The sequence below is a fragment of the Actinomadura sp. KC345 genome, from assembly GCF_004348515.1.
Taxonomy (GTDB): Bacteria; Actinomycetota; Actinomycetes; order Streptosporangiales; family Streptosporangiaceae; genus Spirillospora.
Genome location: NZ_SMKH01000002.1, coordinates 1 through 25,849 on the forward strand (window position 1 = coordinate 1; position 25,849 = coordinate 25,849).

The 25,849-nt window shown below is 71.8% G+C and carries 24 protein-coding genes; 13 read left to right on the top strand and 11 right to left on the bottom strand.

All coding sequences use genetic code 11. The annotated features are described in order from the left end of the window. The first annotated feature begins 75 nt into the window (after positions 1-75). The 5 genes from paaA to paaE are packed head-to-tail and all read left to right on the top strand — an operon-like array spanning position 76 to position 3,826. Complete coding sequence (paaA, locus tag E1281_RS00450) at positions 76-1,038, top strand: 1,2-phenylacetyl-CoA epoxidase subunit PaaA (RefSeq protein WP_131875077.1); 963 nt, start codon at positions 76-78, stop codon at positions 1,036-1,038. Then, positions 1,035-1,325 (top strand): 1,2-phenylacetyl-CoA epoxidase subunit PaaB, encoded by a 291-nt coding sequence (paaB, locus tag E1281_RS00455; protein WP_131875078.1) that lies wholly within the window; start codon positions 1,035-1,037, stop codon positions 1,323-1,325. The genes paaA and paaB overlap by 4 nt, the downstream gene beginning before the upstream one ends. An 11-nt stretch (positions 1,326-1,336) precedes the next feature. Next, a complete protein-coding gene (gene paaC, locus E1281_RS00460; RefSeq protein ID WP_131875079.1) occupies positions 1,337-2,251 on the top strand; it encodes a 1,2-phenylacetyl-CoA epoxidase subunit PaaC in 915 nt (304 codons plus the stop codon). Then, complete coding sequence (gene paaD, locus E1281_RS00465; RefSeq protein ID WP_279433571.1) at positions 2,248-2,742, top strand: 1,2-phenylacetyl-CoA epoxidase subunit PaaD; 495 nt, start codon at positions 2,248-2,250, stop codon at positions 2,740-2,742. Before paaC ends, paaD begins: the two co-directional genes overlap by 4 nt. A gap of 1 nt (position 2,743) precedes the next feature. Then, positions 2,744-3,826 carry a 1,2-phenylacetyl-CoA epoxidase subunit PaaE gene (gene paaE / locus E1281_RS00470; RefSeq protein ID WP_131875081.1) on the top strand — a complete coding sequence of 361 codons (1,083 nt, stop codon included), beginning with the start codon at positions 2,744-2,746 and terminating at the stop codon, positions 3,824-3,826. A gap of 10 nt (positions 3,827-3,836) precedes the next feature. On the opposite strand, the gene E1281_RS00475 is transcribed toward paaE, so the two are convergent. Both E1281_RS00475 and E1281_RS00480 read right to left on the bottom strand, forming a co-directional pair. Next, positions 3,837-4,463 carry a TetR/AcrR family transcriptional regulator gene (locus E1281_RS00475; protein ID WP_131875082.1) on the bottom strand — a complete coding sequence of 209 codons (627 nt, stop codon included), beginning with the start codon at positions 4,461-4,463 and terminating at the stop codon, positions 3,837-3,839. A gap of 29 nt (positions 4,464-4,492) precedes the next feature. Next, positions 4,493-5,788 carry a cytochrome P450 gene (locus E1281_RS00480; RefSeq protein ID WP_207943015.1) on the bottom strand — a complete coding sequence of 432 codons (1,296 nt, stop codon included), beginning with the start codon at positions 5,786-5,788 and terminating at the stop codon, positions 4,493-4,495. Between the two features lie 90 nt (positions 5,789-5,878). Here E1281_RS00480 and E1281_RS00485 point away from each other — a divergent pair, with 90 nt between their 5' ends. From E1281_RS00485 to E1281_RS00495, 3 genes are all read left to right on the top strand, one after another. Beyond that, a complete protein-coding gene (locus E1281_RS00485) occupies positions 5,879-6,505 on the top strand; it encodes a TetR/AcrR family transcriptional regulator (protein ID WP_131875083.1) in 627 nt (208 codons plus the stop codon). Next, entirely contained in the window at positions 6,502-7,362 is an 861-nt protein-coding gene (locus E1281_RS00490; protein WP_131875084.1) for an acyl-CoA thioesterase domain-containing protein, read from the top strand. Before E1281_RS00485 ends, E1281_RS00490 begins: the two co-directional genes overlap by 4 nt. A 255-nt stretch (positions 7,363-7,617) precedes the next feature. Then, positions 7,618-8,985 (top strand): MFS transporter, encoded by a 1,368-nt coding sequence (locus tag E1281_RS00495; RefSeq protein ID WP_131875085.1) that lies wholly within the window; start codon positions 7,618-7,620, stop codon positions 8,983-8,985. 30 nt (positions 8,986-9,015) lie between these two features. Here E1281_RS00495 and efeB read toward each other — a convergent pair whose 3' ends face one another. From efeB to E1281_RS00520, 4 genes are all read right to left on the bottom strand, one after another. Continuing rightward, positions 9,016-10,251 carry an iron uptake transporter deferrochelatase/peroxidase subunit gene (efeB, locus tag E1281_RS00500; RefSeq protein WP_131875086.1) on the bottom strand — a complete coding sequence of 412 codons (1,236 nt, stop codon included), beginning with the start codon at positions 10,249-10,251 and terminating at the stop codon, positions 9,016-9,018. Further along, positions 10,244-10,717 (bottom strand): copper chaperone PCu(A)C, encoded by a 474-nt coding sequence (locus E1281_RS00505; RefSeq protein WP_131875087.1) that lies wholly within the window; start codon positions 10,715-10,717, stop codon positions 10,244-10,246. The genes efeB and E1281_RS00505 overlap by 8 nt, the downstream gene beginning before the upstream one ends. Then, a complete protein-coding gene (locus E1281_RS00510) occupies positions 10,714-11,397 on the bottom strand; it encodes an SCO family protein (RefSeq protein ID WP_131875088.1) in 684 nt (227 codons plus the stop codon). The genes E1281_RS00505 and E1281_RS00510 overlap by 4 nt, the downstream gene beginning before the upstream one ends. A 799-nt stretch (positions 11,398-12,196) precedes the next feature. Further along, on the bottom strand, positions 12,197-13,315 hold the full coding sequence (locus E1281_RS00520; RefSeq protein WP_243716431.1) for a class I tRNA ligase family protein: 1,119 nt from the start codon (positions 13,313-13,315) through the stop codon (positions 12,197-12,199). Between the two features lie 282 nt (positions 13,316-13,597). Between E1281_RS00520 and nhaA the strand changes: the two genes are divergently transcribed. Beyond that, positions 13,598-15,493 (top strand): Na+/H+ antiporter NhaA, encoded by a 1,896-nt coding sequence (gene nhaA / locus E1281_RS00525; RefSeq protein WP_131875140.1) that lies wholly within the window; start codon positions 13,598-13,600, stop codon positions 15,491-15,493. 82 nt (positions 15,494-15,575) lie between these two features. Here the strand turns inward: nhaA and E1281_RS39850 are convergent, their stop codons facing one another. Beyond that, the gene (locus E1281_RS39850; RefSeq protein WP_165958721.1) at positions 15,576-15,725 is read right to left on the bottom strand and encodes a hypothetical protein; all 150 of its coding nucleotides are present in this window, start codon (positions 15,723-15,725) and stop codon (positions 15,576-15,578) included. Between the two features lie 14 nt (positions 15,726-15,739). Continuing rightward, positions 15,740-17,122: an OFA family MFS transporter gene (locus E1281_RS00530; protein ID WP_243716433.1), complete on the bottom strand. Its 1,383-nt coding sequence runs from the start codon at positions 17,120-17,122 to the stop codon at positions 15,740-15,742. Positions 17,123-17,300: 178 nt separating this feature from the next. Between E1281_RS00530 and E1281_RS00535 the strand changes: the two genes are divergently transcribed. Then, on the top strand, positions 17,301-17,705 hold the full coding sequence (locus E1281_RS00535; RefSeq protein WP_207943024.1) for a Fur family transcriptional regulator: 405 nt from the start codon (positions 17,301-17,303) through the stop codon (positions 17,703-17,705). Positions 17,706-17,732: 27 nt separating this feature from the next. Then, on the top strand, positions 17,733-19,955 hold the full coding sequence (gene katG / locus E1281_RS00540) for a catalase/peroxidase HPI (RefSeq protein ID WP_131875091.1): 2,223 nt from the start codon (positions 17,733-17,735) through the stop codon (positions 19,953-19,955). A 77-nt stretch (positions 19,956-20,032) separates the two neighbouring features. On the opposite strand, the gene E1281_RS00545 is transcribed toward katG, so the two are convergent. After that, positions 20,033-20,473: a Fur family transcriptional regulator gene (locus tag E1281_RS00545; protein WP_131875092.1), complete on the bottom strand. Its 441-nt coding sequence runs from the start codon at positions 20,471-20,473 to the stop codon at positions 20,033-20,035. Positions 20,474-20,678: 205 nt separating this feature from the next. Between E1281_RS00545 and E1281_RS00550 the strand changes: the two genes are divergently transcribed. Next, positions 20,679-22,214, top strand: a complete 1,536-nt coding sequence (locus tag E1281_RS00550) for an MDR family MFS transporter (protein ID WP_131875093.1) — start codon at positions 20,679-20,681, stop codon at positions 22,212-22,214. Positions 22,215-22,262: 48 nt separating this feature from the next. Here E1281_RS00550 and E1281_RS00555 read toward each other — a convergent pair whose 3' ends face one another. Both E1281_RS00555 and E1281_RS00560 read right to left on the bottom strand, forming a co-directional pair. Next, a complete protein-coding gene (locus E1281_RS00555; RefSeq protein ID WP_131875094.1) occupies positions 22,263-23,195 on the bottom strand; it encodes a hypothetical protein in 933 nt (310 codons plus the stop codon). 238 nt (positions 23,196-23,433) lie between these two features. Further along, positions 23,434-24,786 (bottom strand): hypothetical protein, encoded by a 1,353-nt coding sequence (locus E1281_RS00560; RefSeq protein ID WP_243716435.1) that lies wholly within the window; start codon positions 24,784-24,786, stop codon positions 23,434-23,436. A gap of 258 nt (positions 24,787-25,044) precedes the next feature. Here E1281_RS00560 and E1281_RS00565 point away from each other — a divergent pair, with 258 nt between their 5' ends. Continuing rightward, positions 25,045-25,683 carry a DUF305 domain-containing protein gene (locus E1281_RS00565; protein ID WP_131875096.1) on the top strand — a complete coding sequence of 213 codons (639 nt, stop codon included), beginning with the start codon at positions 25,045-25,047 and terminating at the stop codon, positions 25,681-25,683. The last annotated feature ends 166 nt before the right edge of the window (positions 25,684-25,849 follow it).

The following is a 25,849-nucleotide window of genomic DNA, read 5'->3' on the forward strand; positions in this document are numbered from 1 at the left end:
GCTATTGCGTGGTGGGGGCGGGCGTGGCAGGCTATTACTGACCGAGCGATAAGTAATTGGGTCTCGGAGGGGACGATGACGACCGACGCGCTGGAGCCGGAGCTGGAGGAGCGGCTTCAGGCGGGGTTCGACGCGACCATCGCGCGGCACGATCGCATCGAGCCGCGGGACTGGATGCCGGACGCCTACCGGAAGACGCTCGTGCGGCAGATCGCGCAGCACGCGCATTCGGAGATCATCGGCATGCAGCCCGAAGGCGCCTGGATCGGGCGCGCTCCGTCCCTGCGGCGCAAGGCGATCCTGTTGGCCAAGGTGCAGGACGAGGCCGGGCACGGGCTCTACCTGTACTCGGCGTGCGAGACGCTCGGGGTCTCCCGTGGGGAGCTGACCGAGCTGCTGCTGTCCGGCAGGCAGAAGTACTCGTCGATCTTCAACTATCCGGCGCTGTCCTATGCCGACGTCGGCACGATCGGCTGGCTCGTCGACGGGGCCGCGATCGTCAATCAGGTGCCGCTCTGCCGGACGTCCTACGGGCCGTACGGGCGCGCCATGATCCGTATCTGCAAGGAGGAGTCCTTCCACCAGCGGCAGGGCTTCGAGTTGCTGATGACGATGATGCGCGGCACCGACGCCCAAAGGGAGATGGTGCAGGAGTCGGTCGATCGGTTCTGGTGGCCGTCGCTGATGATGTTCGGCCCGCCGGACGCCGAGTCGCCCAACAGCGCGCGGTCGATGGCGTGGGGCGTCAAGCGCAACTCCAACGACGAGCTCCGGCAGAAGTTCGTCGACATGACCGTTCCGCAGGCCGAAATGCTCGGGGTGACGCTGCCCGATCCCGGGCTGGCCTGGAACGAGGAGCGCGGCCACTACGACTTCGGCGAGCCGGACTGGGAGGAGTTCGCGGCGGTCGTCCGGGGGAACGGGCCGTGCAACGCGCAACGGCTCGCCCACCGCCAGGCCGTCCACGACGACGGCGCCTGGGTGCGGGAGGCCGCTTCGGCGTTCGCCGACCGGTCCGCTGAGGGAGGTGCCGAGTGAGCGCCGACAGGCGGGAATGGCCGCTCTACGAGGTGTTCGTCCGCGGCAAGCGCGGGCTCAACCACGTGCACGTCGGGTCGCTGCACGCCCCGGACGACGCGATGGCCCTGCGGCACGCGCGGGACGTCTACACGCGGCGCAACGAGGGTGTGAGCATCTGGGTCGTGCGGGCCGACGCGATCACCGCGTCCAGCCCGGACGATAAGGACCCCCTGTTCGCGCCGAGCGGTGACAAGGTCTACCGGCACCCGACGTTCTACGAGATCCCCGACGTCCCGCATATGTGAAGGGGATCAGCATGAGCGACGAGAGCATCTTCGAGGGGCTGATCGGGACCGGGGACGCCTCGCAGTGGGCGTTCGGCACCGACTTCGAGGACCCGCTCGCCGGCGTCGACACGACCGTGCCCGGCGGCGTCGACCACGCCGAACTCGCCATGTACTGCCTCATGCTCGGCGACGACGCCCTGATCATGTCGCAGCGCCTGTCGGAGTGGTGCAGCCGCGCGCCGGACCTCGAAGAGGACATCGCGTTGGCCAACATGGCTCTCGACCTGCTCGGGCAGGCGCGGCTGCTGCTGGCGCGGGCGGCCGCTGCCGATCCGGGCGTTGTGCCCGGTCTTCCGGAAGGTTCGCCGGTTCCTGCGGAGGACGCGCTCGCGTTCTTCCGTGACGCCGGGCAATTCCACAACGTGCGCCTGGTGGAGGTGGCGAACGGCGACTTCGCGCATGTCGTCGTCCGGCTGCTTCTGTTCTCGGTGGCCCGGCTCGCGTTGCTCGAACGGCTTCGCGCCAGCACCGACAGCGTGCTGTCTGCTGTGGCGTCCAAGGGCGTCAAGGAGGTCACCTACCACCGGGACTGGGCGGGACGCTGGTTCCTCACTCTGGCGCAGGGCACGGAGGAGTCGCGTCGCAGGCTCCTCTCGGCGCTAGAGGAGCTGTGGCCGCTCAAGCCTGAACTGGTCTCCACACACCCCCTGGAGCTTTCCCTTGCGAAGGCCGGTGTCGGTGTTGATCCTGCGTCCGTCCAAACCGACGTGGACGCCGTCCTTGACCAGGTGTTCGCCGTGAGCGGTGTCGAGCGTCCTGAGCGTCCGGCCCTTGCCGGTGTCGGCGGACGGACCGGGCGGCACGGCATGCACACCGAGGCCCTCAGCCTGCTCCTCGCCGAGATGCAGGTGGTGGCCCGCGCGCACCCGGGAGGTCGCTGGTGAACGTGAGGGAACGCGCCGCCGAGGCCGCCGGGCAGGTCCGCGACCCCGAGATGCCGATGCTCACCCTCGCCGACCTCGGCGTACTGCGCGACGTCAACGTGGAAGACGGGGTGGTCGTCGCCTCGATCACGCCCACCTACACAGGCTGCCCGGCCATGGCGACCATGCGGGACGACCTCGTCCACCGCCTGAACGACGCGGGCTTCCCCCGGGTCGAGGTGCGGGTCGTCCTCGATCCGCCCTGGTCGAGCGACTGGATCTCCGAGCGCGGCCGGGCCGCTCTGCATGACGCGGGCCTGTCGGCGCCCGGACCGGCGCCCGTGGGCGGCCCCGTGGGCCTCAACCTCGGGCCGACGCGGCGCGCCCCGGCCTGCCCGCGCTGCGGCTCGACGGCCACCCGGCTGACCTCCGAGTTCAGCGCCACCGCCTGCAAGGCCCTCTACCGCTGCACCGACTGCCTCGAACCGTTCGAGCACGTCAAGGAGATCTAGGATGACCACCCCGGCTCCAGCGCGGACCCGGCCGCCCGCCACCTTCCACACGCTGACCGTGGCGGCGGTCGACCACCTGTGCGAGGACGCCGCCGCGGTCACGTTCGACGTACCCGAGGAGCTGCGCGAGGCGTACGCCTTCCGCGCCGGGCAGTCGCTCACCCTGCGCCGGTTCGTCGACGGCGAGGAGCAGCGCCGGTCCTACTCCATCTGCGCCCCGGCCGGTTCCGCGCCCCGCATCGGTGTCCGCGAGATCCCGGACGGGCTGTTCTCCTCCTGGCTCGTCCGCGAGGTGGTGCCGGGGACGCGGATCGAGGTGCAGGCGCCGACCGGTTCCTGGCACGCCGACCCGACGCTCGGCGAGAGGCACCTGTGCATCGCCGCCGGGTCGGGGATCACGCCCATGCTGTCGGTCGCCTCGACCGTCCTGACCCACCCCGGCGCGCGGGTGTCGCTCGTGTACGGCAACCGGACGAGCCGCACCGTGATGTTCACCGAGGAGCTCGGCGACCTGAAGAACCGGTACGGCGCCCGGTTCCAGATGGTCCACGTGCTCTCCCGCGAGCCCCGCGACGTCGAGCTGTTCTCCGGCCGCCTCGACCGCGACCGGCTGCGCCGCCTGCTCACCGACCTCGTCCCCGCCGAGACGTTCGACCACGTGTGGCTCTGCGGCCCGCTGCGGATGATCGAGGACGCGCGAAACGTCCTCGCCGAACTCGCCGTCCCCGCGACCGTGCACGTCGAGCTGTTCTACGTCGATGAGCCCCCGCCGCAGCCACGACGCGACGCCGCCGCCCCTCCGGGCGCGACGACCGAGCTGACCATGGTGCTCGACGGCCTGCGCACCACCTCGACCGTCCCCCGGGACGCGACGATCCTCGAAGGCGCCCAGGCCACGCGCGCCGACCTGCCGTTCGCCTGCAAGGGCGGTGTCTGCGGGACGTGCCGCGCCGTCGTCCGCGAGGGCGAGGTGGACATGCGCCGCAACTACGCCCTGGAACCGTCCGAGCTGGACGCCGGTTTCGTCCTCACCTGCCAGTCCTTCCCGGTCGGCGAGAGCGTCACCATCGACTACGACGCCTGAGCCTCAACGTCTAGGCTTCGTGGCGGGCGAGGCCGTCGAAGGCCAGGGTGGTGATCGTGTCGGCGACGGTCGCCGGGTCGTACACGCCGTCCGCGCGGTACCACTCGACCAGCGAGTTCACCATGCCGAACAGCAGCCGGCTGACCAGCGCGGGCGGCACGTCGTCGCGCAGGGCGCCCTCCTTGACGGCGTCCGCGACGAGCGCGGCGAGCCGGTCGTCGAGCCAGCGGCGCCGCTCCAGCGCGGCCAGCTCGACCCCGCTGTTGCCCCGTACCCGCAGGAGCAGCGTGACGGACGGCTGGTGCGCCACGAGAACCTCGACGCTGTGCCGCACCACCTCGCGCAACCGCCGGTAGGCGGTCGCCCCTTCCCGCTCGCGAAGCGCCTCGGTCACGGTGGCGGTGAGTTCGTCGAGGGCGTCGTCCAAGGCCCGGCTGAGCAGCTGTTCCTTGCTCGTGACGTGGTGGTAGATGGCCGCTTTCGTCAGCCCTAGCTCCTTGGCCAGGTCTCCCATGCTGGTGGCGTCGTACCCCTTGCGGTTGAACAGCTCCACCGCCGTCCGCAGGATCGCCTCCTGGTCATACCCGGGCCGTCCCCGCCGCCTCCGCGGCGGCTCGTCGGACCCGGTCGTCGTCACCCTCGCAGCATCTCACGGCGGCCGAACGCTCACTTCAGCGTGACCGGGAGGTGGTCGACACCGGCGATGAAGCTGGACGTTATGCGCTTGACGTCGCCGTCGATGCGCAGGCGGGGGTGCCTGGTGAGCAGCTCGGTGAGCATGGTGGAGATCTCCAGTTTCGCCAGGCGCGAGCCCAGGCAGAAGTGCGGGCCGGTGCCGAACGCCAGATGGGGGTTCGGGTCCCGTGACAGGTCCGGGACGTGGGGGTCGGAGAACACGGCGGGGTCGCGGTTGGCGGCCGTGTACCAGAGGACGACCTTGTCTCCGGCGCGGATGTGCTGGCCGGCGAGTTCGGTGTGCCGGGTGGCGGTGCGCCGGAACTGCATGACGGGGGAGACGTGCCGCACCAGCTCGTCGGTGCCCGTGGCCAGGCGTTCGGGGGTGCGGGCCAGGTCGTCCCAGAGGCCGTGTTCCTGGAGCGCGATGACCGCACCCGACAGCGAGTTCCGGGTGGTCTCGTTGCCCGCGATGACGAGCAGGATCCAGAACATGGAGAACTCGTCGTCGGTGAGCCGCTCGCCGTCGACCTCGGCGTTGGCGATGGCGGACATGATGTCGTCCGCGGGGCGGGCACGGCGGTCCGCGGCGACCTGCTTGCCGTACTCGACGGTCTCGGCGAACATCGCCACCGCGGCGGACGGGTCGCCGGTCAGCTCGGCGTCCTCGAAGCCGATCATCCCGTCCGACCAGGTGACGATCAGGTGCCGGTCCTCCTCGGGCATCCCGAGCAGGTCCGCCAGGACGCGGGTCGGGAGCTCCTTCGAGACCGTTGTGACGAGGTCCACCGTCCCGGCGCCGGTGAGGTCGTCCGCGATCTCGCGGGCATGGCGGCCGACGGAGTCGCGGAGCGCCTCCACGGCGCGCGGCGTGAACGCGGGCGAGACGATCTTGCGGAGCCGGGAGTGGTCCGGCGGGTCCATGTTGAGCATCATCAGCCGCAGGCCCGCGAGGGTCAGCGCGTCGGCGGTGAACATCTGGGCGCCGCCGAGGTGGCTGGAGAACAGCCCCGGGTTCCGCGAGATCTCGTGCACCAGCGCGTGGCTCGTCACCGCCCAGAAACCGGGGGACGGCGGGGCGGGGAGGCCGCTCGACGCCTCGCTCGCCCGGAGCGCGACCGGGCGCTCGTCCTGCCAGGCGACGGGGGCCGCGGCACGCAGGACGTCGAAGGCGGCGTGCGGCGGGCCCGTCTCGTAGGTGCGGGGGTCGGACAGGTCGGCGCCGCACAGGTCCGCGACCCGGGCGGCCCCTTGCGGAGCGGTCTGTGGCTGCTGTACCTCGGGCAAGGGTCACCGCCGTTGTGCGCTTGTGAACAACCCTGCGACAATACACATTTACTCTTGTGTCTTGTCAAGGGTGGTCGATACGTTGGCCCGGTGCGCACACATGGATGGGGCGGCTCGCCTCCCGCCGGTGACGACGAGGCGGTCGCCCGGATCAAGGCGGCCACGCACCGCTGCGTCCGGGAGCTGGGCGGCGCCACCACCATCGCGCACGTCGCCGCCGACCTGGGGATCAGCCGCCAGACCGTGTACCGCTACTTCCCCGGCACCGACGCGATGCTGATCGCCGCCGCACTCGACGGCACCCACGACTTCCTGGCCCGCCTGTCGCGACGCCTGCGCAGCGTCACCGACCCGGGCGAAGCGCTGGTCGAGGCCGTGGCGTACACCATCCACGAGGTGCCCCACGAGCCGTACCTGCGGCTCCTGCTGGACGTCGAGGGCGGCAACTCCCTGCTGCGCAGCGTCACGTCCGACACCGCGCGGGCCATCGGCCGGTCCCTGCTGGACCAGAGCGCGGTGGACTGGGACGCGTCCGGCATCGGCCCCGCCCCGCGCGGCGACCTGATCGAGTGGACGCTGCGCACCGTGCAGTCCTTCCTCCTCGACCCGGGCGACCCGGCACGGACCCCGCACGAGCTGCGCGCCTTCCTCCGCCGCTGGCTCGCCCCCGCCGTCGCCGCCGCGTCCGGCCCGGCGCCCTCGCAGGCGGCCTCATGACCACCGGCGGCCGCTCGGCCACCGCGGACGGCACCGCGGCGCGCGAACCCGGAAAGCACGAGGCCGCCCTGTTCGAGCGGGACGGCTCCCGCGTCGTCCCGACGGACCGCGCACGCGGCCCCTGGCGCCGGGACGCCCTGCACGGCGGCGCCGTCGCGGCCCTGCTGGCGCACGCGGTCGACGTACCGGGCCGGACGCCCGCGCGCCTCACGATCGACCTGCTCGGCCCCGTCCCCGACGCCCCGCTGACCCTGGCGGTGACGGCGCCGGAGGGCGGCAAGCGCGTGGTGCGCCAGGAGATCACGCTGCTGGCGGACGGCGCACCGGTGGCCCGCGCCCACTGCGTCGCCGTCCGCCGGAGCGACCTCGACCTGCCCGAAGGCGCCACCGACCACCCGGACCCGTTCGCCGGCGCCCCCGTCCCCGACCTGAGCACCCCCACGCCGGGAGCCCGCGAAGCCGTCGGCTGGGACTGCTTCGACTCCAGCGCGATCCGCGTCCACGGGCTGGCCTCGCCCGACGTCGGGCAGGGGGCGGCCGGGCTGTGGGTCAACCTGCTGGTCCCCGTCATCGCCGGTGAGCCGACGCCCGCCATCGCGCGGGTCGCGGCGGCGGCCGACTACGCCTCCACCGCCACGAACATGCGGCTTGACCGGCGGCGATGGAGTTTCATGAACACCGAGCTCACCCTGCACCTGTCGCGCGAGCCGGCCGCCTCCTGGGTCGGCCTCGTCGCCGCCGGCGTGGTCCAGCCCGTCGGCGCCGGGCTCAGCGTCGCCACGATCTACGACTCCGCCGGGCGCCTGGGCCAGTCCGCCCAAGCCCTGGTCGTCGAAGCCCGCGAATCCCGCCCCTGACCGCCGGGCCGGTAGGGTCGGTGGTATGTCCGGTGCTTCGTGCGCGGCCGCTCCCGCCGCGGTGACGAGGGCGCTCCGCTAGCGGCGGGGCGTTCGTCTCACTTCCGTTGAACGTTCCGCCGCTCCGAGTTCGAACCGGAGCGGCACGTTCGTGCTGCTCGGAACCTTCTCTGAGCAACGGAGCGCTTGATGTCCTCGGGCATTCTCTCTTCGCGCCGGGGGTCCCCGGCGCGTGCGTGGCCGGTGCTGTGCTGCATGGCCATGCTGCAGTTCTTCATCGCGGTCGACGTGACCGTGGTCAACGTCGCCCTCCCCTCGATCGGCGCCGGCTTCGGTGCCGACGCGCACGAACTGACCTGGGCCGTGGTCGGGTACACGGTCACCGGGGGCGGGCTGCTCATGCTGGGCGGACGGCTGGGCGACGTGTTCGGCAGGCGCCCCGTCCTCCTGCTCGGCACGGCCGTCTTCGGCGCCGCGTCCCTGCTGGCGGGGCTCGCGCCGTCGTTCGGCGTGCTGGTGGCGGCGCGGCTGCTGCAGGGGGCCGGTGAGGCGATCGCGCTTCCGGCGGCGATGGCGGTGATCGTGCTCATGTTCCCCGAGGGCCCGCGCAGGTCGCGGGCGCTGAGCGTGTGGGCGGCCGTCGCGAGCTGCGGGCTCGTCCTCGGGTTCGTGCTCTCCGGGATCATCACCGAGCTGCTCGGCTGGCGGTGGGTCTTCCTGGTGTCGGTGCCGTTCATCCTGGTCGTGCTCGTCGCGGCGGTCTTCCTCGTGCCGGGTGAACGACCCGCCGAGCCCGCCCCGCTGGACCTTCCCGGTGCGTTCCTGCTGGTGGCGGCTCCGCTGCTGTTCACCCTCGGCGTCGTCGAGGCGGGAGAGGCGGACGGCGGGACGCCGTGGACGCCGCCGGTGGCGCTCGCCGGGGCGGTGGCGGCCGGAGCCCTGTTCATCAGGGTCGAGCGCCGTTCGCGGAACCCGCTCGTGCCGTTGCGGGTCCTCCGTAACCGACCGCGCGTCCTCGCCAACCTCGCCACCGCCCTGCTGAGCGCGGCGCTGTCCACCTCGTTCCTCCTGTTCACCTACTACCTGCAGGACCGGCTGGGTGCCGGCCCGCTCCAGGCCGGGATGACGATGCTGCCTCTGGCGGTCTCGCTGATCGTGGTCTCGGTGCTGGTCCCCCGGCTGCTCGGACGATGGGGCCCGCAGGTCTGCGTCCTGACCGGGATCGGCTTCACCGCGGCGGCGATGGCCGCCATCGCGCTGGTGGCCTCCGTCGGGGCGGCCGGTCCGGCGTTGATTCCGGCCATGGTGCTGATCGCCGCCGGGATGGGCTTCGGGCTCGTCGGGCTCCAGTACGTCGCGGTGACCGGCGTATCCGAGGACGACGCGGGCATCGCCTCCGGCGTCCAGCGAGCCGCCGACCAGCTCGGAGGTTCCACCGGGGTCACCGTCTACGTCGGCATCGGGTTCGCGCCCGCCCTGGACGGCGTCGACCCGTTCCTCGCCGGCAGTTGCCTGGCCATCGCCGGGCTCGCCGTGGCCGGAGTCGTCGCCGGGCGGATCTCCCTGCCCGCCGAGGGGGTGACGCGGACCGCCGGGCCGGAGCCGCGCCCGTCCGAGGAATAGGCCGGGCGCGGCTCTGGGCGGCGGCGCTGGTCAATCCACCAGGAGGTCCCGGGCGATGGAGCCGCCGGGAGCGCCGCCACCCGGGACCGCGAAGACGGCGCTGGACTCGTGCCGGATGAAGCGGGTCAGGCCGTCGGCGCCGTCGAGCTTGCGCTGCACCTGGATGAAGCCGGTCGTCGGGTCGGCCTGCCAGGCGACGAACAGCAGGCCCGCGTCGGGCGCGCCGTCCGGGCGGAGCCCGTCGTCGTAGGAGAAGCTCCGGCGCAGCATCGTCGCCCCGCCGTTGGACTCCGGCGCCGACACCCGGACGTGGGCGTCGCCCGCGATGGCGAGCGCCGCCCCGTCCGGGCCGACCGCCGAGAGGTCCGGACGCGTGGCCTCGGTGCCGCCCGACAGCGGGGCGCCGGTGTCCTTGCGGCGGCCGATCACCCGTTCCTGCTGGTGGCGGGGCAGCCGGTCCCAGTCGTCGAGCAGCATCCGGATCCGCCGGACGACCGCGTACGAGCCGCCGTTCATCCAGGCGTGCGGGCCCGTCCCGGCCTTGACGAAGACCTTGGCGTCGAAGCCGTCCTCGGACGGGCGCGGGTTGCCGCTGCCGTCGATCTGGCCCATCAGGTTGCGGACCGTCCTCGGCCGGTCGGCGGCTCCGCGGGCGCGGTTGAAGCCGCCCATCTGCCAGCGCACCGCCGCCGTGCCGGACGCGGCCTTCACCAGGACGCGCAGCGCGTGCGCGGTGACCAGGGGGTCGTCGGCGCCGATCTGTACCCACAGGTCGCCGTCGCTCCGGGACGGGTCCAGATCGTCGGCGGGGAACGGCGGCATCTCCACCAGCGCGGGCGGCATGCGGTCGCCGAGGCCGGTCTTCGCGAAGAAGGTCCGGCCGAACCCGAACGTCACGGTCAGCGAGGACGGTCCGGCGTCCAGCGCGACCTGGCCGTCGCCGGTGGGCGGACGTCCCGACGCCATCGCCTCGGCCGCCGCCGACCAGCGCCGCAGCAGTCCCGCCGCGGCACGGCGGTCCGCCTCGGGCCGCAGATCGAACGCGGCGAGCCGCCCGCACGCCTGGACCGGGGTGGTGATCCCTGCCTGGTGGCGGCCGTGGAACGGGACGGCCGTGGCGCCGACGGCGCTGAGCGGTTCCTCCCCGTCTCCCGCTCGGCCCCACGCGCTGCCGGTCAGGCCCCCGGCGGTCAGCCCGGCGGCCCCGGCGGCGCCCGCCATGCCGAACAGGCGCCGCCGCGAAAGGCCGGGACGCCCCTCACCCATGCTCGTGCTCCGTCCCGGGAGAGCCGGGCCGGTGGCCCGTCGGCTTGACCGGTGCCCGGACGGTCATGGGCGGCGACGTGGTGAAGCGCAGCGTGAACGTGACGGTGTCCCCGACCTTCGGCATGCGCTTCAGCCTCATCAGCATGAGGTGGTCGCCGCCCATGCTCAGCTCTAGGCGGCCCCGCGCGGGGACGGCCCACGACTCGACCTGCTTCATCTTCCCCTCAGGGGTTGTGGTGTGCAGCTGTACCTCACCGGAGATGTCGCTGGACGCCGCGACCAGCGTGTCGGCGTCCGTTCCGCTGTTGCGGACCGTGAGGTAGCCGGCCGCCATGTCCGGCATCGGCGGCTGCCGGACGTAGGCGCCGGTCACCGTGAGGCGGGGCCCGTCATCGTCCGCGTCCTGTGCGGAGCAGGCGGCGAGAGGGAGGAGGAAGGCCGCGAGGGCGGCGGCGGAGCGCTTCACTTCGCCCCCTTGACGAGCTCGGGCAGCGTGGCGTCGAACTCCTTGGCCGTCGCACCCGACGTGTAGACGGTGTGGACGCTGTCGTCGGCCGGGGAGAACGCCAGAACCTGCGCGCCGTGGTTGACGGTGACGCTCCCGTCGTCCTCCTTCACCGGCGCGTCCACGGAGATGCCGACGCTGCGCGCCGCCTTCTGGATCTTGTCGAAGTCGCCGGTGAGCCCGATGAAGCGCGGATCGAAGGCGGCGAGCCAGGTGTTCAGCCGCTTCGGGGTGTCACGTTCCGGGTCCGTGGTCACGAAGACGACGCGCAGCCGCTCCCGATCCGGTTCCGGCAGCTTCTTCACCGCGTTGGCGATGTCGGCCATCGTCGTCGGGCACACGTCGGGGCAGTGGGTGTAGCCGAAGTACATGAGCATCGGCTTGCCCGCCGTCCGATTCGTCAGGTCGAACGGGCGGCCCCGGTCGTCGGTGAGCGTCAGTCCGGGTTTCGCCAGCGGACGGTCCAGCCGGACGAAGTTGCCCGATGGGGACGACGACTCGGCCGCGGCGGGACGGTCGTCGGCCGGGGCCTCGCCGCAGGCGGCCGAGGCCAGGGAGATCGCCGCGACGGCGGCGGCCAGCCGGGCGGGGACGGACGTCCGGCGGGCGGGTCGTGTGTAGGCACGCGAAAGCACGCGCATGAAGCCTCCGAGAAGAGGACGCCGCGCGGGAACGCCCCGCGGGCGCAGAGGGAGGACGGACGGGGCGCTCCCGTCCGTCATGTCAGCTCAGGTGGCTTTCGGCGTGGGTGGCCCGCGACGGACCACGGCATGACCCAGCAGGACGATTCCCCGTTGCGGGACGTGGTCCCTGAAGTGGCGGGGCATGCGGATTCGCGGTCGCGCCGAGGGAAGCGCGGGCCGCGCGAGCATCACCGCCAGGAGCCCGGTGAGCGCCCCCGCACCGCGCAAGGCGGTTCGCACCGTCCGCCAGATGGCGCGCTCTCCCCGGTGTAGCACCCAGCCGAACAGGAACGCGGCGGCCAGGTGCACGGTGAACATGACCGGATCGGGCATGAGATGCGCGCCCGTGCCGTGGGCGTGGAAGCCCGGGGCCGCCGGAGCGGCGTGGAACCTGTCCCAGCGAGAACAGCGCGTGCAGGACCATCTGCCCGCACAGCAGGGTCGCGGTGATACCCGCACGGGAGCGCTCGCGCCCCGCCAGCGGCATCACCAGGAGCAGCGTCACGAACCAGCCGGCCGCGAGCGAACCCCAGGGCAGCCCGGCACCGGACACCAGCGCGTGACCGGACGCGGACACCGCGACGCAGACGGCCGAGAACGCCGCCGAGCGCAGCGTCCGCAGCCCGGCGTCGGCGCACGTCGCGTCGCCCGCCGCGTCCGTCATCCAGGGCCCCACATCTCCGGCGCGAATACTACAAGCGGTAGTACATCATCCCCGCGTCCGCCGCGGTGGGCGCCCCCGGCCGTAGGGCGGGGCTCAGCCGAGGGCCAGGATCTGCATGACCAGGCGGGCGGTGCGGCCGCCCTCCTCTTCCGCGATGGCGAGTGCGGCGGGGACGTCGAGGTCGTCGAGGAGCGCGCGTGTCGCCGCCGCCTCCGCTCCGGACGACGAGTCGGGACGCCCGGCGCCGAGATGGAGCGCGTCCAGGCGCGCCGCGGCGGTGTCGAGGACGTCCGGCGTGTAGTCCCAGTCGTCCCGCCAGGGGGCGGTCATGAGCATGAGCCGGACGGCAGCCGCGGGGTGGTCGCGGACCAGGTCCGAGACCAGGACCAGGTTGCCGGTGGACTTGGCCATCTTGACGCCGTCCCGCTGGACCATGCCCACGTGCAGCCATGCCCGGGAGAACGGCCGCACGCCGGTCAGCGCCTCGGCGAGGGCCGCCTCGTAGGCGTGGTGGGGGAAGCGCAGGTCGGCGCCTCCGGCGTGCAGGTCCAGCGCCGGGCCGAAGGTCGTCATGGCCATCGCGGCGCACTCGGCGTGCCAGCCGGGGCGGCCCGGACCCCACGGGCTCGGCCAGGCGGGCTCTCCGGAGTTCGAGGGCCGCCAGACCGCGATGTCGAACGGGTGCTCCTTGGCGTGGCTCTCGGGCTCGTCGCCGTACTCGGCCATGAGGTCGTACGCCTCCTGGTCGCCGACCCCCGCACGCCCCGGCACGTCGGCGCCGTGGAAGTAGACCGCCCCGTCCCGGAGGTAGGCGTGGCCGGACGCGAGGAGACCCTGGGCGAGCGCGACGACCTCCCTGACGTGGTTGTGCGCGCGTGGCTGGTGGTCGACGGCGTGGACGCCGAGCGTCTCCAGGTCGCGCTCGAAGTAGAACTGCTGGACGGCGGCGAAACTGTCGTACGGGCTGCCCGCCCGGTCCGCGGCCTGGTGCAGCACGTCGTCGACATCGGTGACGTTGCGGCACACGCGCAGATCGCCGCCCGCGTGCCGCAGGAGGCGGGCCGCGATGTCGGCCCACACGAACGTCCGCGCGTGGCCCAGATGCGTCGCGTCGTACGGAGTGATCCCGCAGACGTACATGCGTGCCGGTCCGACGACCGGTAGCCGGTGGCCACCGATCCGGAGCGTGTGGTCCGGTGCGTTGAGCTCCACGAGATCTCCCGTTCCTCCGGCCGCGCCGCCGTCAGTCCCTCCATACCCCGGTGCGCCGGGGAATGTGCGGGGGCCATCAGCCTGTCAGGCGGTCCCGCGCGGCGTCGATGGCGGTGGCGGGCATGTCGGAGTTCCCGGCCTACGAGCGCACGGCCCCGCTGCTCCAGCGGTTGGAGGACGAGGTCCGGCGGCGCCCCTGGTCGCGCTCCGTCCCGGCCGCGCCCTGACCGGCGCACCCCACCGGACTCGCCCGTCACGTTGCGTAAATAGACTCGCCGGGTGATGTGGACGAGGAAGCGCGAGAACTCACAGACGCGGGCCAGAAGGCGGGAACTCCTCGCTCAGCTGTCCGGGCCGGTGCGGCGCTTCCTGGCGACGGAGGTCGGCGGCGCGGGGCTGCTGCTGGCGGCGGTCGTGGTGGCCCTGGTCTGGGCCAACTCCCCGTGGTCGGACCAGTACGAGTCCCTGTGGGCGACGGAGGCGTCCGTGTCGATCGGGGACGCCGTGCTGTCGATGGACCTCGGGCACTGGGTGAGCGACGGCCTGATGGCCCTGTTCTTCTTCGTCATCGGCCTGGAGGTCCGGTACGAACTCTCCGTCGGCGAACTGAGGGAACGCCGCCGCGTCGCCATCCCCATCGTGGGCGCCATCGGCGGGATGGCGGTCCCGGCGCTCCTGTACCTGCTGATCGCGCCCGGGGGAGAGGCCGCGAACGGCTGGGGCGTGGTCATCGGCACCGACACGGCGTTCATGCTGGGCGCGCTCGCCGTCGTCGGGCCCACGTTCCAGACGCAGCTGCGGATCTTCCTGCTGGCGCTGACGGTCATCGACGACATCGTGGCCGTGAGCGTGATCGGCTTCGTCTACTCGGGTTCCATCCGCGTTCTGCCGCTCATCGGCATGTTCGTCCTCTGCACGGCGGCGGTGGTGCTGAGCCGGCGGGGCGTCTGGCGCGCGGCGCCGTACGTGGCCGTGGTCCTGGTGCTGTGGCTCGTCACCCTCCACGCGGGTCTGCACGCGTCCATCGCGGGCATGCTCGGCGGTCTCCTCGTCCCCGCGTACGCACCCGTGCGCGAGGCGGTCGAGAAGGCGGCCCGGAACGTCCGCGCGTTCCGGCAGTCGCCCATGGCCGACGTGGGGATGACCGCCCGTGTCGGGCTGACGCGTGCCGTGTCGGTCAACGAGCGGCTGCAGACGATCCTGCACCCCTGGAGCAGCTACTTCATCGTCCCGGTCTTCGCCCTGGCGAACGCCGGCGTCGACCTTCGCGGCGGCGTCCTCGGCCAGGCGCTCACCTCGCCCGTCACGTGGGCCGTGGTCGTCGGTCTCGTCCTCGGCAAGCCCGTGGGCGTCGGCCTGAGCGCCGTCCTCGCCACCCGGTTCGGCATCGGGCATCTGCCCCGGGGAGTCAGCGCGGAGCACGTGTTCGGCGGCGCCGCCCTCTCCGGCATCGGGTTCACGGTCTCGCTGCTGATCGCCCGGCTGGCCTTCGAGGACGAGATCCTCCGCGACGAGGCCATCGTCGGCGTGCTGCTGGCGGCCGTGCTGGCGACCCTCCTCGGGTGGGTGGTGTTCCACGCGGCGGCGGTCCTGCGCGGCCAGTCGGAGGCCGACCTCCCGCGCTTCCTCGACCGGCCGGTGGACCCGGAGGTGGACCACATCAAGGGCCCCGCCGACGCGCCGCTCACCCTGGTCGAGTACGCCGACTTCGAGTGCCCGTTCTGCGCCCGCGCCACGGGGACCGCGCTCGAACTGCGCAAGCGGTTCGGCGACGACCTGCGGTACGTCTTCCGCCACCTGCCGTTCCCGGACGTACACCCGTACGCCGAACTGGCGGCCCACGCGGCGGTCGCGGCCGACGCGCAGGGGCGGTTCTGGGAGATGCACGACCTCCTGTTCGCGCACCAGGACGAACTCCAGTACGAGGACCTCGCCGGCTACGCCGCCGACCTCGGCATGGACGTCGAGAAGTTCCTCCGCGATCTCGACGACGAGAAGACGTCCGCCCGGATCCGGGCCGACGTCCTCAGCGCCGAGGCCAGCGGCGCACGCGGCACCCCGACCTTCTTCGTCGACGGCCGCCGCCACACCGGCCCCTTCGACGCCGCGACCCTCGCCGCCGAACTCGAACGCTCCCGCACCGCCCCGACCACACCCGCCGACCGCAAGGAGCCGTGACGCCCGGCGGTTTCCCGCCTCGCGATCCCGTCCCGCCGGATACCGCGCCGCATCCGGCGGGACGAGCCTGGTGCGGGCAGGGTCAGCCGCCGAAAAGGGGGAGGCTGGCTCTGACGGTTTCGATCAGGCCGTAGGCCAGGGGGATGCCGACGATGAGCCAGGCGATGGTGAGGCGTGCCGGGGACGTGGTGGGCGCTGACTCCGGCTCGGGGGCCGGTTCGGGGTGCGTCATTGGTGACCCTCCGGTCAGGTCGCGGGGCTGGCGTCGGGGGTGCGGGGCTCCGCCGCGGGCATGTGGTGGCGTTCGGCGACCGGGCGGATGAGCAGGTTGGCGACGAAGCCGACCGCCAGGACGCCGACCATCGTGAACAGCGCGGGGCGGTAGTCGGCGGCCACGAGTCGGCCGGGCTCGCCCCGCGCGTCCAGGAAGCGGTTGACGATGAGCGGCCCGGCCACGCCCGCCGCCGACCACGCCGTCAGCAGCCGGCCGTGGATGGCGCCGACCTGGTAGGTGCCGAACAGGTCGCGCAGGTAGGCCGGGACGGTCGCGAACCCGCCGCCGTAGAAGGAGATGATCAGGGCGGCGAGGAAGACGAAGAACGCGGTGGAGGAGTCGCCGAGGACGGCGAGCAGGACGTAGGCGACCATCCCGATGCCGAGGTAGCCCACGTAGGTGGGCTTGCGGCCGATGTAGTCGGAGGTCGAGGACCAGGTGAAGCGCCCGGCCATGTTGAACAGCGACAGCAGCCCGACGAACCCGGCCGCCGCGGTCGCCGACACCGTGGTCGAACCGCCGTTCCGGAAGAAGTCGCTGATCATGGGCCCGGCCTGTTCGAGGATGCCGATCCCGGCGGTGACGTTGCAGAACAGCACCGTCCAGAGCAGCCAGAACTGCGGCGTCCTGATCGCGGAGCCGGCCGAGACGCTGTTCGCCGTGACCATGCTCCTGGACCGTTCCGCCGCGGGGTCGAAGCCCGCGGGCCGCCATCCCGGGGCCGGGACGCGGACGTTGAACACGCCGAACATCATCACCAGGAAGTAGGCGACGCCGAGCGTCGCGAACAGTTTGGCGACGGCCGCGCCGGACGGGACGCCCTCGCCGGAGTCGTAGAAGTCCAGCAAGGCGCGGGACAGCGGCGAGGCGATCAGCGCGCCGCCGCCGAAGCCCATGATGGCCATGCCGGTCGCCATCCCCGGCCGGTCCGGGAACCACTTGATCAGGGTGGACACCGGCGAGATGTAGCCGATGCCGAGACCGATCCCGCCGATGAACCCGTAGCCCAGGTAGACCAGCCACAGCTGCCCGGTGGCGATGCCGAGGGCTCCGACCAGGAATCCCGAGGCCCAGAAGCAGGCCGCGGTGAACATCGCGCGCCGCGGGCCGACCCGGTCCACCCAGGTCCCCATGACCGCCGACGCCACGCCGAGCATGACGATCGCGATGGAGAAGATGACGCCGATCGAGGTGAGGCTGACGTCGAAGTGCTCGACCAGGGCGGACTTGTACACGCTGGTGGCGTACGCCTGGCCGATGCACAGATGGACCGCCAGCGCGGCCGGCGGGATCAGCCAGCGGTTGTACCCGGGCGGTGCCACGGTGTGCCGCTGGTCGAGGAACGAGAACGCCACTGCGGACCTCCAAGCGCGGTGGTGGCGGGCTCCCCGATGGTGATGAACATAGACATGATCGTGACGTACGTCAAAGGTCTTGTGGGGCATGGCCGCGAAGGGCGCCGGTCGAATCTTGACTCGTTCAAGAAGATGAGCCAGTCTGTTCGACGTGGCAACACCCGTGGACTTCCGGCGGATGTTGCGCCGGACCGCCTTGCGCGTGACCCGTCCCCGGGTGGCGGTGCTGGCCGCGGTCCACGCGCATCCGCACGCCGACACCGACTCGATCATCGGCGCCGTGCGCCGGGAGATCCCGAAGGTGTCCCACCAGGCCGTTTACGACTCGCTGCACACGCTGACGGCGGCGGGGCTGGTGCGGCGCATCCAGCCGTCCGGCTCCGTCGCGCGCTACGAGGCGCGGGTCGGGGACAACCATCACCACGTCGTGTGCCGGTCCTGCGGCGCGATCGCGGACGTCGACTGCGCCGTCGGCGACGTCCCGTGCCTGACCGCCTCCGACGGCCACGGCTTCTCGATCGACGAGGCCGAGGTCGTCTACTGGGGCCTGTGCCCCCGCTGTTCCGCCGACGACAGCTCCTGATTCACCCATAGCCCGGGAAGGATTTCCATGTCGGAAAACAATGAGCAAGCCGTCACGAACACCGCGAGCGAAGGGGCGTGTCCCGTCGTCCACGGGCGTGCGCCGCACCCCACCCAGGGCGGCGGCAACCGGGGCTGGTGGCCGGACCGGCTCAACCTGAAGCTGCTCGCCAAGAACCCCGACGTCTCGGACCCGCACGACAAGGACTTCGACTACGCCGAGGCGTTCAAGAGCCTCGACCTCCCCGCCGTGAAGCGGGACATCGCGGAGATCCTCACCGACTCCAAGGACTGGTGGCCCGCCGACTTCGGCAACTACGGCCCGTTCATGATCCGGATGGCGTGGCACAGCGCGGGCACCTACCGCGTCAGCGACGGCCGCGGCGGCGCCGGGTCCGGCCAGCAGCGCTTCGCGCCGCTCAACAGCTGGCCCGACAACGGCGGCCTCGACAAGGCCCGCCGCCTGCTGTGGCCGGTCAAGAAGAAGTACGGCCAGCAGATCTCGTGGGCCGACCTGTTCATCCTCACCGGCAACGTCGCGCTGGAGACGATGGGCTTCAAGACCTTCGGGTTCGCCGGAGGCCGCGAGGACGTCTTCGAGCCGGAGGAGGACGTGTGGTGGGGCCCCGAGACCGAGTGGCTCGACGACCGGCGCTACAGCGGCGAGCGTGACCTCGAGAACCCCCTGGGCGCGGTCCAGATGGGGCTCATCTACGTCAACCCGGAGGGGCCGAACGGCAACCCGGACCCGGTCGCCGCGGCCCGCGACATCCGCGAGACGTTCCGCCGCATGGCGATGAACGACGAGGAGACCGTCGCCCTCATCGCCGGCGGCCACACGTTCGGCAAGACGCACGGCGCGGGCGACCCGGCGCACGTGGGCCCCGAGCCCGAGGGCGCGCCGCTGGAGCAGATGGGCCTCGGCTGGAAGAGCACGTTCGGCACCGGCAAGGGCGGCGACGCGATCGTCAGCGGCCTTGAGGGCATCTGGACCGACACCCCGACCGCGTGGGACAACAGCTTCTTCGAGATCCTGTTCGGGTACGAGTGGGAGCTGTTCAAGAGCCCCGCCGGCGCGTGGCAGTACCGGCCGAAGGACGGCGCCGGGGCCGACACCGTCCCCGACGCGCACGACCCGTCCAAGCGGACCCACCCGACCATGCTGACGACGGACCTGTCCCTCCGGTTCGACCCGGTCTACGAGCCGATCTCGCGCCGCTTCAAGGACAACCCGGAGGAGTTCGCGGACGCTTTCGCCCGCGCGTGGTTCAAGCTCACCCACCGCGACATGGGCCCGAGGGTGCGCTACCTCGGCCCGGAGGTCCCGGACGAGGTCCTCGTGTGGCAGGACCCCATCCCGGAGCGGACCTACGAGCTCGTCGACGCCGGCGACATCGCCACCCTCAAGGCGCAGATCCTCGCCTCGGGGCTGTCGACGGCCCAGCTCGTGTCCACCGCGTGGGCGTCGGCCGCGTCCTTCCGCGGCTCCGACAAGCGCGGCGGCGCCAACGGCGCCCGCATCCGCCTCGCTCCGCAGAACGGCTGGAAGGTCAACGAGCCCGACGAGCTGGCGCGGGTGCTGAGCACCCTGGAGGGCATCCAGGAGTCGTTCAACAGCGCCCAGTCCGGCGGCAAGCGGGTCTCGATGGCCGACCTGATCGTGCTCGGCGGGTGCGCCGCGGTCGAGCTGGCGGCCAAGACGGCCGGCCACGACACCGAGGTCCCCTTCACCCCGGGACGGACGGACGCCTCCCAGGAGGAGACCGACGTCGAGTCCTTCGCCGAGATGGAGCCGACCTCGGACGGGTTCCGCAACTACCTCGGCAAGGGCAACCCGCTCTCGGCCGAGTACTCGCTGGTCGACCGGGCGAACCTGCTCACGCTGAGCGCGCCCGAGATGACGGTCCTCGTCGGCGGCCTCCGGGTCCTGGGCGCGAACCACCAGCAGTCGGACCTCGGCGTCCTGACCGAGACCCCCGGGGCGCTGACCACCGACTTCTTCGTGAACCTGACCGACATGGGCATCACCTGGCGGCCCACGTCCGAGGAGGCGGAGACCTACGAGGGCGTCGACGCCTCGGGCGCGGTGAGGTGGACCGGCAGCCGCGTCGACCTGCTGTTCGGGTCGAACTCCGAGCTGCGCGCCATCACGGAGGTCTACGCGTCCGACGACGCGTGGGAGAAGTTCGCCCGCGACTTCGTCGCCGCGTGGGACAAGGTGATGAACCTCGACCGTTTCGAGATCGCCTGATCCGGTGACCCGACGTCAGGGCCGGCCCGCACGGGCCGGCCCTGACGCTTTCCAGCCGGGCGTTCTCAGCCGGACGTTCAGCCGGTCGTCGCCACCGGGCGGCACTGCGGGCACAGGCCCCAGAAGGTGACGTCGGCCTCGTCGACCAGGTAGCCGGCCTCGTCCACCGGCTCCAGGCAGGGCGGGTGCCCCACGGCGCAGTCGACGTCCTTGACCGCCCCGCAGCTCCGGCACACCAGGTGGTGGTGGTTGTCGCCGACGCGTCCCTCGAACCGGGCGGGGCTGTCGCCGGGCTCGATGCGGCGCACGAGCCCCACCGCCGTCAGCGCGTGGAGCGCCTCGTAGACGGCTTGGAGAGAGATGTGGCCGACGCGGTCGCGGACCCCGGAGGCGATCGCCTCGACACCGAGGTGGTCGCCGTCCCGGACGGTCTCCAGCAGCGCGACGCGGGCGGCCGTCACCCGCAGGCCGGCACCGCGCAGCTCCTCGGCCGTGGTCGGGGTCTGGGATGCGGTCATGCGCCGGACCTACCTTCATAAAGCGCGAGCGATTTACGTCAACCGTTGCTCCCAGTCTAGTCCGATGTGGTATATACCCGTCCGTCAAGGTCAACACGGCACGCCGGCCATTCCGGAGCGGTCCCCGCGGTGCGGGAACGCCGAGGCCACGGCCGACTTCCGGGCTGATCGATGAGTTTCCGCGGCGGTCCCGGTCTGACCCGGCATGAACCTTGCACCTGATTCCGCAGACCTGAAGAAGGGCCCCGGGACGGCGGCCCCCGGCACCGCCCCCGGCCGCGGGACGCCCGCCGTGATCCGGTTGCTCGTCCTCGCGACGTTCGTGGTCATCCTCAATGAGACGATCATGATCAACGCGATCCCGCGGCTGATGACCGACCTGCACATCACCGAGCAGGCGGCGCAGTGGCTCTCGACGGCGTTCATGCTGACGATGGCCGCGGTGATCCCGGTGACCGGCTGGTTCCTGCAGCGGGTCACCACCCGCCGGGCCTACGCGATCGCGATGGGCGTCTTCCTCGGCGGGACGGCGCTGGCCGCGGTCGCGCCGGTCTTCGAGGTTCTGCTGCTCGCGCGGATCGTCCAGGCGTCCGGCACGGCGGTGATGATGCCGCTGCTCATGACGACGCTGATGACCGTCGTGCCCGAGCGGGACCGCGGGAGGGTGATGGGCACCGTGACGATGGCGATCTCGGTCGCGCCGGCGATGGGCCCGGCGGTGTCGGGGCTGATCCTGCAGCTCGGCTCGTGGCGGCTGCTGTTCGTGGCGGTGCTGCCGATCGCGGGCCTGATCACCTGGCGCGGCCTGGCCCGGCTGGAGAACGTCGGGGAGCCGCAGGCCTCGACCGTCGACTGGTTCAGCGTCGCCGCCGCGGCGGGCGGGTTCGGGTCCCTGGTGTACGGGCTGAGCCGGTTCGGCGAGGGCGGGACGGCGGTGCCCGCGGTGATCGTCGCCGCCGGGGCCGTCCTGATCGCCGTCTTCGTGATCCGCCAGCTCGCGCTCCAGCGCCGCGACGTCCCGCTCATGGACCTGCGCGTCCTGCGGCACCGTACCTACGCCCTCTCCCTGCTGCTGATGGCGCTGGGGTTCATGGCGATGCTGGGCGCGATGATCCTGCTGCCGATCTACCTGCAGAACCTGCGCGGCCTCAGCCCGCTGGAGACCGGGCTGCTGGTGATGCCCGGCGGTCTCGCCATGGGGCTGCTCGGACCGGTCGTGGGCCGGGTCTTCGACCGCTTCGGCGCCCGCGTGCTGGTCGTCCCCGGGGCGGCGGGCGTCGTGCTCGCGCTGGCCGGGTTCACCCAGATCTCGATGACGATGCCGTACTGGCAGGTGCTCGGCCTGCACACGCTGCTCACGGCCTCGCTGGCCGCGGCGTTCACGCCCGTGTTCACGCTCGGGCTCGGTGCGCTCCCGTCGCACCTGTACTCCCACGGCAGCTCGATGCTGGGCACCCTCCAGCAGGTCGCCGCCGCCTTCGGGACCGCGCTCGTCGTCACCGTGATGGCCGGCCGCGCCGAGACCCGGATCGCCGACGGCGTCACCCAGGCCGTCGCCCAGCTCGACGGGATGCGGCTGGCGTTCGTGATCAGCGCCGCGCTGTCGGTGGTGATGGTCGGGATCGCCCTCCTGCTGCCGAAGCGGGCGACGCCCCCCGCCGAGGTGCCCGAGCCGGTCCCCGCCCCGAAGGCCGACGAGCGGCAGACGTCCGACGACCTGTGCCTTGAGCCGGTCGGCTGAGCCGTCCCACGGCGGCGGCCGGAACCCGCCGCCGGCCCCCCGGTGCGCTCACCGGGGGGCTTTGACGGCCAGGTGGACGAATTCGGCGACGTTGTAGCCGAGGAGGCTCGCCGTGTCGGCCACCCCGGGCGTGCTCAGGAGCATGTTGGCCTCGACCGGGCTGAGGCTGCGATGCCAGCGGGTGTCCGCCCTGGGCTTGTCGTCGTTCCAGTACGCCCGCGCGTGCTCCACGAACGCCTCCGCCTCGGCGCGCCCGTCTCCGTCGAGCCGCTCGATGTGCTGGGCCAGCTGCTCTTCGCCCACGTAGGGCACGAACGAGCTCCAGTTGCCGCCCGTGTCGTGGAGCCTGGTGCCGTCCGGCTCGGCGTCGAGCGGCAGGCGCAGGAAGGCGGCCAGGCGCTTCAGGGAACGCTCTGGGCGCGCCATGTGGTCCTCGTAGCGGATCACCATGTGCGGGAGCCCGAACGTGTTGGCCGTGCGGAGGGCGTCGACGTAGGTGTCGCGCCAGATGTTCGCTCCCTGCCACAGCGGTTCCCCCGTCCGGTTCCGGTGGCTGGTCGCGAAGGCGACGGGGTTGCGGGCGGTGACGATCACGTACAGGGGGGAGCGGTCCGCCCGATCGGGGCTCATCTGCTGGACGGCATGCCGGAGCCAGGCGACGTACTTGCTCCCGTCGATGATCGCCGACGCGCCCAGTGACCGCGCGAGCCGGCCGTGCAGGCCGAGGATGTCCTCGTGGGTCGCGTGCTCCCGGAGGTCGTCGGTGAAGTGGGGGCAGTGCCTGCCGAGCAGGGAGCAGGGCCCGCAGCGCCGGCCGGACGTCGGATGGCTCATGCCGGGGATCTGCGTGAAGTTGTTCAGCTCGCCGGCATAGTGGGCGTTCCTGATGCGGGTGGTCATGTCGCGCCCGATGAGGGTCGACCCCGAGAACAAGGTGCCGACGACGAAGACCGATGTCGGATGCCGATCCGGCGCGTCCACGCAATCCCCCCCGAGATATCTCTTTCACCGGCCGGTAGAACGAGACGGCCGTGCCGGACATTGTGCCCGCTACCAGTGGGTCAGGTGACCAACGAGGACCGCCGGGCGCGCGAGAACCGCCGGGCGCGCGAAAGGGCCGGGCGCGCGAAAGGGCCGGGCGCGCGAAAGGGCCGGGCACCGTCGCCGGTGCCCGGCCCCTTGCGCGACCTAGCGGTTCGCCCGGAGGCGTCCGGTCAGGTCAGTCGAAGTAGTTCGGCTGGGTCTGGGCGTTGAGCATGTCGAGCTTGACGCGCTTGGCCCTGTCGGTGCGACGGTCCCGGATGTCGATGACGTCCAGGCCCATCTGGATGTCGCTGGAGTAGATGAAGCCGTTGTAGTAGTAGGCGGACCAGCTCCCGGCGATGCCCAGCACGTCCGACCACGGGCCGCGGTCGAACCAGGCGATCTCCTTGGGCTTGCGGGAGTTGGTGAAGTCCATGACCGAGATGCCGCCCTGGTACCAGGCCTGGACCATGATGTCCTTGCCCTTCACCGGGATCAGCGAGCCGTTGTGGGCCACGCAGTTCTCGGTCTCGGCGTTGTGGCGCGGGATCTTGTAGTAGCTGCGGAACTTCAGCTTGGCGCGCTTGCCCTTGCCGACGATGTCGTAGATGGCGTTGGCGCCCTTCTCCGGCCCGACCTCCGCGTTGCAGGTGGCTGCGCCGCCACCGCCCAGCTCGTCGGTGAAGACGACCTTGCTGGCGCGGTTGTTGAACGTCGCCGAGTGCCAGAACGCGAAGTTCTCGTCGTCGCGCACGCTGGTGATGGTGCGCGGCTTGAGCGGGTCGGAGATGTCGAACAGCACGCCGTCGCCCATGCAGGCGCCGGCCATCAGGTCCTTCTCGGGGTACGCCGTCAGGTCGTGGCAGCCCGAGGTGGCGCTGGTGCCGTTGGGCCATTCGGTGTCCGGCGGGTCACCGGGGTTGCCGCCGTCCGGGAACAGCACCGGCTCGGCCGCCACGTGCGCCGCGGCCGGGTTGTTCAGCGGGACCTTCACGATCGAGATGAGGTCGTGCGGGGGCTGGCAGTCAGGGAAGGTGCCGTCCGGCCTGTACGAGGACACGTAGATGTAGGCCGTGCCGCGCTTGCCCGGCACGAGGGTGTTGGTGTGCGAGCCGCACTTGGTCTCGACGGCCTTGACGTAGCGCGGGTTGCGCACGTCGCTGATGTCGAAGATCTTGATGCCCTCCCACGCCGACTTGTCGGTCGCGGGCTTGGACACCGACTGGCACGAGTCGTCGCTCCGCGAACTGTCCGTCGACAGGAACAGCAGGTTCCCCTCGATCGACACGTCGTTCTGGGAGCCCGGGCAGTGCACCACGGTGACGACCTTCGGGCGCGACGGCCGGCTGATGTCGTAGACCGTGAAGCCCTCGTAGTTGCCGCCGAAGGCGTACTTGCCCTTGAAGGCCCAGTCCGAGTTGAGGGCGTCGGGTCCGGCGAGCGGCCCCTGCTTGGGGATGTTCGCCAGGTGGTGCATGTTGGGGGTCTTGGAGATGCCGTCGTCCGGTCCGCCGTCGGCCGAGGCCGACGGAACGTACAGGGCCGACATCACGAGCACGATGCCTGAGACGATGCTTACCAGGGTCCTGCGTCTGGTTCTTCGCTTGGAAACGGGCGCCACCCTTGACTCCTTTGTCTGCATGCCCCCCGGCGAACATGTTCCGATCTTCAGGAGTATGAAGGCTTCCAGGGTGGATGCCTAGATCTGAACACATATGTGAGCGTCTCGATATCAAAAGACCCTTTTGTGGCATCCCGCTCCGCGGATACGGTCCGAGGTGGGTGACCGGATGGACTGGGAGGCTCGATGCTGCACCGGATCGCGGTGACGGGGGCGGCGGCCGTGGTGGCCGCCGGCGTCCTTGCAGGGTGCGGCGGCGGTGACGAACCCGAGGCGGCCCCGTCGCGGTCCGTGCTGGTTCCGGGGCGTCCGGGCGAGCCCAACAAGACCGAGCTCAAGGGCCCGCGCAAGCCCTCGGAGCCCACCGCGGCCGAGGTGCGGTTCATGCAGATGATGATCCCGCACCACGCGCAGGCGCTGGAGATGTCCCGGCTGGCCCCGGAGCGCGCGTCCGACGAGCAGGTACGCGCGCTGGCGGACCGCATCGACACGGCGCAGAAGGTCGAGATCGCGGCGATGAAGTCGTGGCTGGAGAAGAACCCCAAGGCCGTCCTGAAGGCGCACGGCGAGAACCACGGGGGGCACCAGGGCGGCATGGCGGGAATGGCCACGCCGGAGCAGCTCAAGCAGCTCCGGGAGGCGCGCGGCGCCGCGTTCGACAAGCTCTACCTGACGCTGATGATCACTCACCACCAGGGCGCGCTCACCATGGTGAAGGACGTCGTGGACAAGGGCTCCGACGTCACCGTCCAGCAGATGGCCCGGGACGTCGAGTCCGGCCAGTCGGCCGAGATCGGCCGCATGCGGGCACTGCTGGAAGGCTGACCGCCGCGTCCTGGCGGCGCGGGATTACCGGCACTGGCCGCGCGTTTCGGCGCGCGACGCGGCCAGTGCCGGAGACTCGTCCCGGGCGGTCGCCCGTTGCCGGCTCCTCGTCGGTCGACGAGGGCGGGCCGACCCTTGCGTGGTGGCCCTGGTCGAGACACTACAG

Bases quoted from the DNA above. Each gene is read 5' to 3' on its own strand.
- E1281_RS00510 (WP_131875088.1), bottom strand. From the start codon at position 11,397: ATGCGCGTGCTTTCGCGTGCCTACACACGACCCGCCCGCCGGACGTCC.
- E1281_RS00490 (WP_131875084.1), top strand. From the start codon at position 6,502: ATGACCACCGGCGGCCGCTCGGCCACCGCGGACGGCACCGCGGCGCGC.
- E1281_RS00495 (WP_131875085.1), top strand. From the start codon at position 7,618: ATGGCCATGCTGCAGTTCTTCATCGCGGTCGACGTGACCGTGGTCAAC.
- paaA (WP_131875077.1), top strand. From the start codon at position 76: ATGACGACCGACGCGCTGGAGCCGGAGCTGGAGGAGCGGCTTCAGGCG.
- E1281_RS00560 (WP_243716435.1), bottom strand. From the start codon at position 24,786: ATGTCGGCCCTGTACGTTCCGTCGGCCTCGGCCGACGGCGGACCGGAC.
- E1281_RS00565 (WP_131875096.1), top strand. From the start codon at position 25,045: ATGCTGCACCGGATCGCGGTGACGGGGGCGGCGGCCGTGGTGGCCGCC.
- katG (WP_131875091.1), top strand. From the start codon at position 17,733: ATGTCGGAAAACAATGAGCAAGCCGTCACGAACACCGCGAGCGAAGGG.
- paaC (WP_131875079.1), top strand. From the start codon at position 1,337: ATGAGCGACGAGAGCATCTTCGAGGGGCTGATCGGGACCGGGGACGCC.
- E1281_RS00545 (WP_131875092.1), bottom strand. From the start codon at position 20,473: ATGACCGCATCCCAGACCCCGACCACGGCCGAGGAGCTGCGCGGTGCC.
- E1281_RS00550 (WP_131875093.1), top strand. From the start codon at position 20,679: ATGAACCTTGCACCTGATTCCGCAGACCTGAAGAAGGGCCCCGGGACG.
- nhaA (WP_131875140.1), top strand. From the start codon at position 13,598: ATGTGGACGAGGAAGCGCGAGAACTCACAGACGCGGGCCAGAAGGCGG.
- paaE (WP_131875081.1), top strand. From the start codon at position 2,744: ATGACCACCCCGGCTCCAGCGCGGACCCGGCCGCCCGCCACCTTCCAC.
- E1281_RS00535 (WP_207943024.1), top strand. From the start codon at position 17,301: ATGTTGCGCCGGACCGCCTTGCGCGTGACCCGTCCCCGGGTGGCGGTG.
- efeB (WP_131875086.1), bottom strand. From the start codon at position 10,251: ATGGGTGAGGGGCGTCCCGGCCTTTCGCGGCGGCGCCTGTTCGGCATG.
- E1281_RS39850 (WP_165958721.1), bottom strand. From the start codon at position 15,725: ATGACGCACCCCGAACCGGCCCCCGAGCCGGAGTCAGCGCCCACCACG.